Genomic DNA, 12,082 nt, shown 5'->3' on the forward strand with positions numbered 1-12,082 from the left:
CTGACGCCTGGGAACATGGGCCGGAAGCCGACCGCGCGGTGGCGGCGCGGTGTCAATTGCCTTGGGGTAGCGCTGCCAGACCGGGATCGGCGGAGAGTACGGCACGGCGCAGCGCGGTGCGGGCAAGGCGTTCCACTTCCACCTTGCGGCGCGCGGCGGCCAGAGCGAGCGAGGGGGCCGGGCGCAGGATTTCCGCATCATACCCATCGGCCACGATCACGCCGCAGCGTTCGGGAAGGAATTCCGGCTGTTCGAGGCAGGACCGATCGAGATGCGGCGGCAGTCCCCAGAAAAACCGGTCGCAGAAATCGAGATAATCCGGCCATTTCGCATCGCCCAGCAGGTCCGCGCGGGCGACCTTGATTTCGACGATCACAATCCGGCCTTTTTCGTCCAGTCCCATAAGATCGGCGCGCCTGCCATTGCGCAGGGGCATTTCCGGCAGGCACCAGATGTTGTTGCGGGCGAACAGCCGGGCGATTCCCCGAGCTACGGCGCGGGCCTCCCGTTCTTGCGCCGGCAGTTCGTGTGCCGATCGTTTTTGGGTTTGTTCTGCATCAGCCAGATTGCCGGATGCATCAGAGGCCGGTGATTCGATCATCCCGGAAGTAGAGAACATATAGAGAACTCCGTCAAGCCGGGCATGGCGATACGGCCTTGATGGTGAGCCCCGCCTGGCGGGAAATCGGGCAAAGACCGGCTCGTTGTGCAATTCTTGTAAAAGCGCTGGCATGCCACCGCACACGCTGCTAACTGCCCCTCCACGCACCCGTAGCTCAGCTGGATAGAGTACTGCCCTCCGAAGGCAGAAGTCAAGCTGATTCTGGGGTGCCGGAAGACGAAAAAAGAGTTTAAGAAACAAGATTTTAGACCGAATATTGCGGAAGCGGAAATTCGAGGGAAAATCCTCACGGAAGCACCACGGAAGCAGTTGGCGGATTGACGATTTTTGAGCCCCCAACTACGGGGGACGGGATGCACTCGTAGCTCAGCTGGATAGAGCGCTGCCCTCCGAAGGCAGAGGCCACAGGTTCGAATCCTGTCGAGTGCGCCATTTATTCCTTTAAAATCAATATATTGACTGGCTTCCAGTCGAGGTGTCAGCCAGGATTTTCGCGAGCTCACGGAAGCAGCGCATCCAGTCAAACTTTCTTTTCTCCAAACATTTCAATGCTTCGTGGGATTATTCTGCGGAAGCATGTATCCAGCTGGCATAGCGGATTCGCCATTAGGGGGATGTGCGCCTCCCTAGGGGACCGCCGCTCTATCTCCGCTCCGCTCCGACCGAACCCCGTAGCGGGTTTCGTCCGATTCCGGTGACGATCGGACTGGCGACAGGGCGTAGTCCCGCCTTTCCGTAAATCCGTATCCCCGGATTTGCGCTTTTCCGCATCTGCGGAGATCGGGCCTCGTCGTTCGCCCAGGCTCACAGGCCCGATCGCGCCGGTTTGTCGTTGCACTCCGATATGGGGTGGGCGTCGCTTCCCTTTAGGCCCGCCGCGCCGGGCTGCAACGCGCATGGCGCGTCTTCCTCTTCGTTCCAGCCCTGCGGGTGCTGTCCGGCTCTGCCGGCGGTCCCTCCAGTCGCTCTTTCGCCGCCCACCCCATTCCGGGGTGCGTGTGGTTTTGAAGGAGAAGTGAGATGAACGCTGTAACCGAAACCATCGCCGCGCAGTCCGTTACGGGCGTTGAAATCTTTGTCCCGCTGAACAAGCTGAAAAAGTCCCCGCGCAATGCCCGCAAGGTGCCGCATGGCGAGGCCGCGATCGAGGCGCTGGCCGCATCGATCCATCACAAGGGGCTGATCCAGAACCTCGTCATTGAACCCGAGTTGAAGGCGGATGGCCCACCGACCGGCTTCTATTTCGTCACCGCTGGCGAAGGTCGCAGGCTGGCGCAGTTACTGCGCGTGAAGCGCAAACAGATCAGGAAGACCGAGCCCGTGCGCTGCTGGCTCGATACGAGCAACGACCCGTCTGAAATCAGTCTGGACGAAAACATCACCCGCACCAATATGCACCCCGCCGACCAGTTCGAGCGCTTCCATGAGCTATCGACCAATCGTGGCTGGGGTGCGGAAGAGATCGGGGCGCGGTTTGGCGTATCTCCCGAAGTGGTGAAGCGGCGGCTTCGCCTTGGCGCGATCAGTCCGAAGCTGATGGATATCTACCGGCAGGACGGTTTGACGCTCGACCAGTTGGCAGCCTTCGCCATCACCGATGACCATGCCCGGCAGGAACAGGTGTTCGAGAACCTGTCCTACAACAAGGAACCGTGGATCATCCGGCGCGACCTTACCGCCAGCCATGTGCCTGCCGATGACCGACGTGCGCTGTTCATCGGAGCCGAAGCCTATACCGAAGAGGGTGGCCATATCATCCGCGACCTCTTCACCGAAGACGATGGCGGCTACTTCGAGGATGCGGGCCTGCTGGACCTGCTGGTAACGGAGAAGCTGCGCGAGATGGCGACCGGCGTTCTGGCCGAGGGCTGGAAATGGGCCGAGACGTCCACCGACTTCCCGCACGATCATGGCATGCGCCGTTATTATCCGCAGGGTGTTGCCCTGTCCGATGCCGATAAGGATCGGCTGGTTGATGCCACGGCGGAATATGACAGCCTGATGCAGGGCTATGATGCCTATGAGGACATGCCCGGGGACGTGGTGGCGAAGGTCAAGGCGCTGGACGCCGAGATCGATGCCATCGAGCAGAAGCAATATGCCTATGATCCCGAGGTCATTGCCCGTGGCGGTGTGTTCGTCTGTCTCGGATCGAATGGGGCCGCACGGATTGAGCGCGGGTTCGTGAAAGCCGAGGACGAGCCGCAGCCGGAACCGGACAACGAACTTGCGGCAGATGACGAGGCAGAAACCATCGAAGCCGGCGAGGATCGGGACGATGCGGAGGACAGCGAGGACGAGGAAACCGATAGCGGCAAGCCCTTGTCGGATGCTCTTGTCCGCGACCTGACCGCACATCGCACGTTGGGCCTTCGTCTTGCGCTGGGCGAACAGCCGGACATCGCCATGATCGCACTGACCGATGCGCTGGTGTCGGACCTGTTCTATCATGGACAGGGCAAGTCTTGCTTTGAGCTTCGCGTGAGCAGCGAGCCGCTTGGCAGCCATGCCGATGGCATTGGTGACACCGCCGCCGCCGAAGCACTGGACGCACGGCATGACGCATGGGGCGCACAGCTTCCCGCCGATGCGGATGACCTCTGGACCTTCATCACTGCGATGGACAGCCAAAGCCGCAACGAATTGCTGGCGCATTGCGTGTCGCTCACCGTCAATGCGGTGAAACTGCCATGGGAACGGTCGATGAACCGGATTGCTGCGGCAGGTGTTCTGGCACAGGCCGTGGACCTCGACATGACCCGGCACTGGACGCCGACGGCGCGCAGTTACTTTGGGCGCGTGACCAAGGCGCAGATTGGCATGGCTGTGCGTGAAGCCGTATCGCAGGAAGCCGCCGAGCGTATCGCTCCGATGAAGAAGGTGGATATGGCCGGGGAAGCCGAACAGCTTGTTACCGGAACGGGATGGCTGCCTGCCTTGCTGCGCACGGCGGCCAGCAGCGCCGAACCAGAAGCGGTGGCGGATATGGAGGCCGGGACGGATGAACCGCTGTCCGACCCGCAGACTCCCAATATCGAAGGAGACAGCGGCGAAGACGCTTATGCCATAGCGGCGGAATAAACCGGAGGCCGGGGCTGCATTATGCGGCCCCGGTTTTCTCTATATCCGGCAAAAAACGCGGCCGCGCCCGAGAGGCGCGGCCATGTCTTCTTATAATGTACAGACAGGGTGTTCACCGATATTCTCATGACGCCGCATGCTGTCTGGCAAGGAAGTGCATATTAAAAGCCCACCAGACCGGCAGCGTGACGCAAGGCCCGCCGCCCTGAGCGAGACCCTGAACAAGCCGGTTGCGCAGCGGTGCCTATGAGCCCGGCAATGTGCGGATTTGGCTCGCAGCCATAGCTCAGCAACTGACGCGCAACGGCGCCTGATGGCGCAGTCGCGACCATCAAAACTCTATCGGTTAGTCATCTCCGGGCAACTGCCCATCCAGTGGCAGTCTTCTACCGGCGCGAAGCTGCGGGCGGTGACAGAGCAGCCAGATGGGCGGTCGCGTGAAAACAGCGCCATGGTGATACCGATCGTCAGTGCCGCCAGAGTTCTCCCGATCCGATGCACCGACACGCATCCCTGCGGCCTCTCCCGAACGCTTGATCTGGACCCGGCATCCCGCCTTCCCGCAACAGCGCCGGGCGGCTTTTTTCCGCCGCCGGTAAACCGGCTTTGCAGCGCGAGACAAAAATGCCGCCCGGCGCCGTCTTCCACTTTCGTTCCAGCCCTGCGGGTGCGCGATCGGTCTGACCGGTCCGGACAACAAGCATCGAGGCCGCGACAGGCGCGGTCGCCGAGCACGAAAGGATTGGAACATGGCTATCATCGGCACTTTCACCACCAGCGACGCAGGCTTCACTGGCACGCTGCGTACCCTGACACTCACCGTCCCCGTCGCAGTACGCCGTGTTGAGAAGGACAGCGACAAGGCTCCCGACTTCCGTGTTTACCGGACCGATGACGGTTATGAGTTCGGTGCGGCCTGGCAGAAGATCAGCCGCGAGGATCGGCCCTACGCCTCGGTGAAGCTGGATGATCCCAGCCTGCCCGCACCGATCTACGCCAGCCTGATCGAAAGCGATGTGGCTGGCCAGTTCAACCTCATCTGGTCGCGATAGCAGGATAGTGCCCCGTCCATTGGGCGGGGCACGCCTAGATTGGCTGTGATAGTTCGACAGTCCCGAAAGGCAGCTTCACAGTCTCGAAAACGGGATAGCGGACAGTCGAATGCGTTGGTGTAGTCTTCCGGGTCCGACCGATACCCGACGCTCAGCGTCAGATTTTCGATCCCAGCAGCAGACGTTCCGCTTTTCCGACAGATGTCGACCAGACCCGCTCGTTCGCAAAACAACCTCCAGATGGCCGCAAGCGATATAAGCGGCTGTAGGGCTCGTACCTAGCGGACGCCCCTCGATGATGCTCTGGGAATATGATCTCTTTGCCCGCTGATCCGCGGGCGCGGGGCGCGGTGATCCAGCCCCAGATTGAGCAACGAACACCGTTCCGCTAAATCATTCTCAAGCCTTTCGACCTCGGAAGTTGCCCGGAATTTGCACATGGACTTTAAGAAAAGCCCGTTTCACGAAACCTATATTCGCGCAGCCGGAGCTGTCGCCTATGTTGCCGTTGTGGATTCAAAGGGCGATGAGGGCATCGGCTCCTGCTTCCACATCGGTAACGGGATATTCGTCACCGCGCGCCATGTCGTCGAAGGCCTGACAATCAAGGAAGTCGCAACTACCAAGTCTGCCTACCCGAAGGAGGAAGCCAACTCCGCCTCGATCGCCCCGTGCCGGCTGACAATCGTAGAAGGCCCACATTTCGGGCCCGAGAACATCGACGTCGCCGTCTTCCGCGTCGATGTCGGTAACACGCCACTGCCAGCGATCTCAGTGAGCCAGCACACCGAGTATGACCTCGAGGAGCACGATCTCGTCCTCGCCGACATCCTCATCCTCGGATACCCGCCGATCCCGTACACGACCATTCCTGTGCAGGTCGCGACGCTGGGGCAAATCAACGCGGTCGTGCGCGTCCGACATTCACCTGCGAGCCACTTCATCGCCTCCACCATGGCGCGCGGGGGCTTCAGCGGCGGCGTCGCGCTCGACCGCTCCGGTATCGCGCTGGCGCTCGTCACGGAAAGCCTCGGTACAGACAAATCGCTGGTCGAGACCGGCTATAACAGCCTGCTTTCCATCACGCCGGCGGTAGATCTTGCCGCGGAAAAGTACGGCTTCAGTCTGAGCTATGGCGAGCCCGGACGATACTCTGAGACGCTCGTGGCGATGCGCTTTTCAAAGCATGAAACCACCAGCCTCAGCTCCTATGTCTACGACGCACACATTTATGTGATGGATGATAATCGCGACGTCTTCGTGGAAATGACATGCAACGACGATGGCGTCCTGCAAGCGGCGCTCGACGCCTTCGCCGCCATCGTCTCACCGCGTGTTCATAAGCGCGAAACCGGTCTCGTCTGGTTCACACCGGCCGACAATCCTGCGCCGGCTAAGCTGATCGCGGCAGCTCATTCCGCCCGCGCTCAGTTCTTGGCGTCGCGCTATCTCGAGGTAGCCACCGAGCACAGCAATTGGCAACTCGATACTTGGCGGGGCGATTGAATCAAAAGTTCGTCCGCCTTGGCTGCCCAGAGGGCGGTGCCCGATCCGATGACCAAGCAACTACCCGCGATTTTCCCGGCGCCGGTATCAGCGCCAACATAGCGCGCAAAGCGGGCATCCCTGTCTGGCGCTTCGGTGACGGCTGACTGGACGTCGCGCCACCGTTCATGAACATGGGATCCATGGACAATGACGATGTCGCCCTCAAATGGGACCATGAGGCGAGCCGGGCAAGCGCCGGAGCCGCGCTCGCGCAGATCGCGGCGGCAAGGCCGCAAGCGCTCGACGCGCGTCGCACCGCGCGCCGCTCCAAGCTGCCGTTCAAGGCAACGCTTTATAGTGACAGCCTGCTCTGGCGGATAGAGGAATTGGGACGATCCGCACTCGACGCCTATGATCGGGACGACCATGTCGCCGGTATCGTCCTCACCCGAGCGACGATCGAGACGGTCGCCGCCCTCAACAGCCTCCACCGTTTGGTTACCCGCTATGAAGGCGGTGATATCGAGACGCTGGATGCGACGCTGATGAGCATGCTGATGGGCTCGCGCGTCCGTGACGACCGGCCCGACGCCATCAACATTCTGAACGCCGTCGACAGGCTCACGAAGACGCTGCCGGCATTCCGCGCGCTCTATGATCAGCTGAGCGAATATGCCCATCCCAATGACGCAGGGACCGCATCCTCGTTCGCAGTGCTCGACATTGTCCGGCTCGGCGCGACCTTCACGCCGCGCGGTGAGCAATATGCGCGCCGCGCCTGGCTTCTGATCGAGTGCCTCGCGACTTCGCTCATGCTCGTCATGCCGCTCTATGCGGAGCTAAGCACCGCAGCCCCGAATTTCGCGCGGCTTTGCGACAGCGATGTCGCAGACGATGACGCTTAGAAATGAGCGAGCATGGCCTTGGCCAGCGCGAAAAGGTCATGCGCCAGGTCGCCGAATAGAGTGAGCGCGCCGGCCCATGTAATAGCCTTGATGCCGTTCTTGATGAGCTCGTCGACCGCCAGATCGCCTTTCTTGGCGAGCCATAGGCCGAGTTTCTTGCCCCATTGCTCGAATCGACGAGACTGGGTGGCAAGCACGGCGGCGTCGGGGTCAGCCTCAGCCAGTTCCGTACGCGTCTCGGCAATTGCCGCTTTGATCTCCGCCACTTCCTCGTCGCCGTATGGCGGCAGACCAATCTCTTCCGGCGGCGCATTGTGGCCAATATTGCCCGGCTGCCCAGGCATTGCCGCGATCGCCGCTTCAAGCTGGTCGAGACGATCCAGGATGCGGCCCGTCAACTCCACGCGCGTCGCTTCGGGCTCTTCGTCAGGTTCGCTGTCCGGATGCTCATAGAAGTCGCCGTGCGAGGTTGGCGCCCATTCGACTGTGCCGTCGCGCTCGATATGCTCGACCGCCGCCATGATGGTCGCTTCGTCGAACCGGTGTGAAAACTCGCCGTGGAGGACATCGCTTGCTTCGAACGGGCCACCCCACGGAAAGATGAAGCTCTGCTCCTCGCTGTCGCGAGGCATCTCGGCTTGCGGATCTTCGAACTGCTCGAAGAACCACGTTTCCATGGCCTCTATGGCGTTAGCTCGTGCCTGCGCCGCTTTCTCTTCTTCTTCCCGCTTTTCGTCCTCGATCGATTCCCAATAGTGGCGCTCCTCCTCAGCGTCCTCCCACCGTTTCCTTCGCCGATCGTCATCTTCATCCCGCATGGACCCAACCTATGCGAAGGGACTTGCTCGACCAAGCCCCACATTGACTTTGGAACAAATTGAGAACATTATTGAGCGGCTGTTGAGCACGCTACGTCTCGTATCGCGGCACCTGGAGCAGCGCGCGGACGTTTCACTTGCCTTGGCACGTCCTTGGCTTCACATCTGTCAAGCCGAGGCTGGCACCGAGGGGAAGGATAAGCCCGGATGGGACACATATATTCAACCGACGCAAGGGCCGCATGAGCATGCGTCTCGCCCTTAACGATTCAGGACCAGCGCTGGCGCCAATCTCGCCGCGCCGAGAGCTCGGCGCCTATGAGGCCCTGTGGCTGGAAAAGGGCGCGACCTTCAAAACCCTGGCCGATCGCTTTGCGCTCGATGCCGAAGCGCTTCCGTCCGACTTCGTGCCCGCCAAGCTTGCCGAGCAGTGCGCGGCCGAGGTGATGGCAAAGCTCAAGAAGGCCGGTGTCCATCAGTTTGGCGTCCGCATCCATCATGCCGGCGACTATCCCGCAAAGCTGCGCGACGCGCGCCACCCAGTCGAGCTTCTCTATTATCGCGGCGCCTGGGAGATCACCGAAACCCGGTGCGTGGCCGTCGTCGGCAGCCGCGAGGCCTCGCCCGACGGTATCCGTCGCGCCGAGCGGCTTGCGCGCGAACTCGTCGATCGCGATTTCACGGTCGTCTCTGGCCTTGCCAAGGGCGTCGATTCGGCCGCCCATCGAGGCGCGATCGCGCGCGGCGGACGCACCATTTCCGTGGTCGGGACGCCGCTTGGATCCTGCTACCCCAAGGAGAATGCCGATCTGCAAGAGGAGATCGCCCGCGATCATCTGCTGATCTCGCAGGTGCCGGCTCTTCGCTACGCCAAGCAGGCACCGCAGCATAACCGGCTTTTCTTCCCCGAGCGCAATGTCACTATGAGCGCTCTCACCGAGGGCACGATCATCGTCGAGGCTGGCGATACGTCGGGCACGCTGACCCAGGCGCGCGCCGCGCTCCATCAGGGCCGCAAGCTCTTCATTCTCGACAATTGCTTCCAGCGGACGGACATCACGTGGCCAGCCCGCTTCGAAGCCGAAGGTGCAGTGCGCGTGAAGACGCCCGACGACATCTGGAGCGCCCTTGGTTGACGGTGTCCGGCTCTCGCAGATCGATGAGACGAGCCGCGGGGATCATTATCACCTGACGGCCGAGGATCGGTGCTACTATCTCTACGAATATACCTCGCACCGCGACTATTCCTTCAGCGCCACCAACCAGCTGATCAGCAATCTCAAGAAGAAACCCAGCCAAGGGGACCAGCCCCATTATTGGTACAAGGGCCAAGCGATCGGCACGTGCGGCCGCGCGCTCGGCGTCGCGCTTAACCCGGCGTGGCTCGGCAATGCCACCCTCGTGCCCGTGCCCGGGTCGAAGGCAACAGATCACCCGGAATATGATGATCGCATGGAGCGTATCTGCCGGCTGATGCGCCAGCCTGCGCCCGACGTGCGCGCGCTCGTCCGTCAGGCTGCCTCGACCACCGCGTCGCACGAAGCGGGACAAGGTGACCGCGTCACCGTCGAAGACCTGCTTGACCTCTACTCGATCGACGAAACCATTGCCGCCCCGGCACCGCAGGCAATCGGTATCGTCGACGATGTCCTGACAGCCGGAACCCATTACCGGGCCATGCACACCGTGCTTGCGGCCCGATTCCCGAATGTTCCCATCATCGGCCTCTTCGTTGCGCGGCGGGTCTTTCCCGACGATCCACTTGCCTTCGGAGGCCTGTGAGCATGGATCGGCCAAGCCACGACGGATCGCCAGACCGTGTCAGCGACGTCCATGCGGCGACCGCGCTCACCCCGCCGAGCGCGGGTACGATCGACGAGGAGCGTGCCTTTCTCGCTCTCGCGACGGTGCGGGGCATTGGTCAGAAAACCCTGTTCGCCATGGCCGACGACAAAAGATCGTTCAGCGATGCGCTCGAATATGGGCCAGAGGCGTCCAACCCGGCAGGCAGCGACGGCAAGTCCATCTCAGAGCGGCACTGGTCGCGGGTTCGCGGGCATGCGCTTGAACAGGGTGACCGCCTGGCCAAGCATCTCGAAGCGCTCGGCATCGGTCTGCTCTTTCGGGGCTCCCCCGGCTTTCCCTCCGCCTTGCTCGACCTTGAACGCCCGCCGCACTGGCTTTTCGTGCAGGGCAGCGTCGAGCGCCTTGCCGAGCCGTCCATTGCGATCGTCGGTACCCGCAAGCCCAGCGCCGACGGCTTCTTCCTGTCACGCTATGTGGGCGCTTGTCTCGGCGAATGGGGTGTACCGACCGTCAGTGGCCTCGCGGCCGGCATCGATCAGCTGGCGCATGAACACTCGCTACGCGCTGGCGTGCCGACGATCGCGGTGCTGGGCACCGGCATGCTCGAAGACTATCCCAAGGGCTCAGGTCGACTGCGCGATCATATTCTGGCGACTGGCGGCGCGATCGTCAGCGAGTATCTACCAACAGCGTCCTACAGCGCCGAGAATTTCGTCCAGCGCAACCGGCTCCAGGCGGCGCTCGGCCGGATCCTGATCCCAGCCGAATGGAATCGCCGCAGCGGCACGGCCCATACGGTCCGCTTCGCGACCGCGCTCGGGCGGCCTATTGCCTGCCTGCGGTTGCCTGAGTGGCCGGACGAGCGCGTGGTGCTGGAGCGCGGCATGGGGCTTCCGACCGGCGAAATTTTCACCATACCGCACGACCAGGGACGGTTCGACGCCTTCGTCCGGTCGGCGATCGGCAAGTCTTCACCTGCCCAGTTGGGTCAACTTTCGCTATTTGGGGATAGCTAGCCGTGCTCAAGGGGGCGATCTTTTCGCTGCACGATGTGCTCGTGACCAAGGGCACGATCAACGCGCCGCTGTTTGAGGAAACGCTGCGGCTGCTGCGCTATCTCAAGGCGCGGGGTGTCGAGCCGGTTTTCATTGGCAACCATGACTGGACGGTCACCAGTCCCGGCCAGTCGAAGCCGTTCCGGACCCTGCTCGAAGAGCGGCTCGGTCCGATCAGCTATTATATCGGCGGCCAAAACGGGATGCCGTATAAGCCACGCGCCGATTCCACCGCGCATATCCTCTCCGAAAAGGGCTGGCAGCGGAATGAGGTCCTCTATGTCGGCAACACCACCGACGATATGAAGACCGCTGCCAATGGCGGCCTGATGTTTGTGAACGTCATGTGGCACGGAGTGGCGAGCCCCTACGGCTTTCAATTCGACTCTCCACGCGACGTCGCGCGCTTCGTCGATTGCATCTGTCTGGGCCTCGACGGCTGGTTCTGGGCGCTCGAACAGGGCGATCTGCGGGTCTATGCGCTCGCGCCTTTCACAACGCTCTCGCCGCGCTACGCACAAGCGCATGCCTATTCTGAAAACGCGAAGGCGACCTCGAAACACGGGGCCGGCGATGCGAATTTCTGGGGCCGTCTGCTCGCGGCGCGCATCTATTTTTCAGGTCTCGCTGACGAGATCGACTATATCACCGCCTATCCCGGGCACGCGCCGACTTCCAACGCGACGGTGATCAGTGAGGCGCTCAACATCCTGGGGCAGTCACTGCGCAAGAGCTATCTGCCCGACCTCATTCTCCGTCACACCAAAGCGGTGAAATCGCAGACCGCGCGGGCCTCAGGGGGAAGCGTGGGCCTCGACAATCAGCTCAACACGATCCGGCTCAACCCGGCGCCGGTCCGCGGCGTGGGCGGCAAACCCTATAAGTCGCCGCCCGCGCGCGGCGGCAAGCGTGTCCTCGTTATCGATGATATCTGCACCGAGGGTAACAGCTTCGAGGGTGCGCGGGCCTATCTGAGGGCCGCAGGAGCGCAAACGGTCTGCGTGAGCTGGCTCAAGACGATCAATAAGGACTACCGCGCCGTGTCACCAGCCTTCGGCCCGTTCAATCCCTACATCGCGCAAACCTTCCCGACACCGATCGCGACCACAACACACTGGTATTCGAGCGCGATCAGCTCGCATGCTGCGCCGACTGACCTCGCCGACGTCTATAATCGCTACTTCAGCTGGGCTTGGCCCGCCGATATATGAAGCAGGCGTTTGCACTGGAAAACGATCAGAAACGCCATTGCCCT

10 protein-coding genes and 2 tRNA genes are annotated in these 12,082 nt (G+C 61.9%); 10 read left to right on the forward strand and 2 right to left on the reverse strand.

All coding sequences use genetic code 11. The features are described 5' to 3' along the window. Positions 1 to 52: 52 nt before the first annotated feature. Positions 53 to 619: an MmcB family DNA repair protein gene (locus EGO55_RS08860; protein WP_021689780.1), complete on the reverse strand. Its 567-nt coding sequence runs from the start codon at positions 617 to 619 to the stop codon at positions 53 to 55. 146 nt (positions 620 to 765) lie between these two features. Between EGO55_RS08860 and EGO55_RS20490 the strand changes: the two genes are divergently transcribed. The 6 genes from EGO55_RS20490 (at position 766) to EGO55_RS08885 (ending at position 7,148) form a co-directional block, all read left to right on the forward strand. After that, positions 766 to 833: transfer RNA gene (locus tag EGO55_RS20490), tRNA-Arg, on the forward strand. 144 nt (positions 834 to 977) lie between these two features. After that, positions 978 to 1,054, forward strand: a tRNA-Arg gene (locus EGO55_RS08865). Between the two features lie 588 nt (positions 1,055 to 1,642). After that, positions 1,643 to 3,703 carry a ParB/RepB/Spo0J family partition protein gene (locus EGO55_RS08870; protein WP_021689779.1) on the forward strand — a complete coding sequence of 687 codons (2,061 nt, stop codon included), beginning with the start codon at positions 1,643 to 1,645 and terminating at the stop codon, positions 3,701 to 3,703. A gap of 749 nt (positions 3,704 to 4,452) precedes the next feature. Continuing rightward, positions 4,453 to 4,755 (forward strand): DUF736 domain-containing protein, encoded by a 303-nt coding sequence (locus tag EGO55_RS08875; RefSeq protein ID WP_021689778.1) that lies wholly within the window; start codon positions 4,453 to 4,455, stop codon positions 4,753 to 4,755. A 438-nt stretch (positions 4,756 to 5,193) separates the two neighbouring features. After that, complete coding sequence (locus EGO55_RS08880) at positions 5,194 to 6,261, forward strand: S1 family peptidase (protein ID WP_021689777.1); 1,068 nt, start codon at positions 5,194 to 5,196, stop codon at positions 6,259 to 6,261. Positions 6,262 to 6,443: 182 nt separating this feature from the next. After that, the gene (locus EGO55_RS08885) at positions 6,444 to 7,148 is read left to right on the forward strand and encodes a hypothetical protein (RefSeq protein ID WP_021689776.1); all 705 of its coding nucleotides are present in this window, start codon (positions 6,444 to 6,446) and stop codon (positions 7,146 to 7,148) included. Here EGO55_RS08885 and EGO55_RS08890 read toward each other — a convergent pair. Continuing rightward, a complete protein-coding gene (locus tag EGO55_RS08890) occupies positions 7,145 to 7,966 on the reverse strand; it encodes a hypothetical protein (protein WP_021689775.1) in 822 nt (273 codons plus the stop codon). The genes EGO55_RS08885 and EGO55_RS08890 overlap by 4 nt on opposite strands. A 242-nt stretch (positions 7,967 to 8,208) precedes the next feature. Between EGO55_RS08890 and EGO55_RS08895 the strand changes: the two genes are divergently transcribed. Genes EGO55_RS08895 through EGO55_RS08910 form a run of 4 tightly spaced genes read left to right on the forward strand, consistent with a single transcriptional unit; the run spans position 8,209 to position 12,038 of the window. Continuing rightward, entirely contained in the window at positions 8,209 to 9,102 is an 894-nt protein-coding gene (locus EGO55_RS08895) for a DNA-processing protein DprA (protein ID WP_021689774.1), read from the forward strand. Next, complete coding sequence (locus tag EGO55_RS08900; protein ID WP_021689773.1) at positions 9,095 to 9,748, forward strand: hypothetical protein; 654 nt, start codon at positions 9,095 to 9,097, stop codon at positions 9,746 to 9,748. Before EGO55_RS08895 ends, EGO55_RS08900 begins: the two co-directional genes overlap by 8 nt. 2 nt (positions 9,749 to 9,750) lie before the next feature. After that, positions 9,751 to 10,788 (forward strand): DNA-processing protein DprA, encoded by a 1,038-nt coding sequence (locus tag EGO55_RS08905; protein ID WP_021689772.1) that lies wholly within the window; start codon positions 9,751 to 9,753, stop codon positions 10,786 to 10,788. A gap of 2 nt (positions 10,789 to 10,790) precedes the next feature. Beyond that, positions 10,791 to 12,038: a hypothetical protein gene (locus tag EGO55_RS08910; protein ID WP_021689771.1), complete on the forward strand. Its 1,248-nt coding sequence runs from the start codon at positions 10,791 to 10,793 to the stop codon at positions 12,036 to 12,038. Positions 12,039 to 12,082: the final 44 nt, after the last annotated feature.

It is taken from the genome of Caenibius tardaugens NBRC 16725, assembly GCF_003860345.1.
GTDB lineage: Bacteria > Pseudomonadota > Alphaproteobacteria > Sphingomonadales > Sphingomonadaceae > Caenibius > Caenibius tardaugens.

Coding starts and splice junctions, on each gene's coding strand:
- EGO55_RS08860 (WP_021689780.1), bottom strand. CDS start 619: ATGTTCTCTACTTCCGGGATGATCGAATCACCGGCCTCTGATGCATCC.
- EGO55_RS08880 (WP_021689777.1), top strand. CDS start 5,194: ATGGACTTTAAGAAAAGCCCGTTTCACGAAACCTATATTCGCGCAGCC.
- EGO55_RS08870 (WP_021689779.1), top strand. CDS start 1,643: ATGAACGCTGTAACCGAAACCATCGCCGCGCAGTCCGTTACGGGCGTT.
- EGO55_RS08905 (WP_021689772.1), top strand. CDS start 9,751: ATGGATCGGCCAAGCCACGACGGATCGCCAGACCGTGTCAGCGACGTC.
- EGO55_RS08875 (WP_021689778.1), top strand. CDS start 4,453: ATGGCTATCATCGGCACTTTCACCACCAGCGACGCAGGCTTCACTGGC.
- EGO55_RS08895 (WP_021689774.1), top strand. CDS start 8,209: ATGAGCATGCGTCTCGCCCTTAACGATTCAGGACCAGCGCTGGCGCCA.
- EGO55_RS08890 (WP_021689775.1), bottom strand. CDS start 7,966: ATGCGGGATGAAGATGACGATCGGCGAAGGAAACGGTGGGAGGACGCT.
- EGO55_RS08885 (WP_021689776.1), top strand. CDS start 6,444: ATGGACAATGACGATGTCGCCCTCAAATGGGACCATGAGGCGAGCCGG.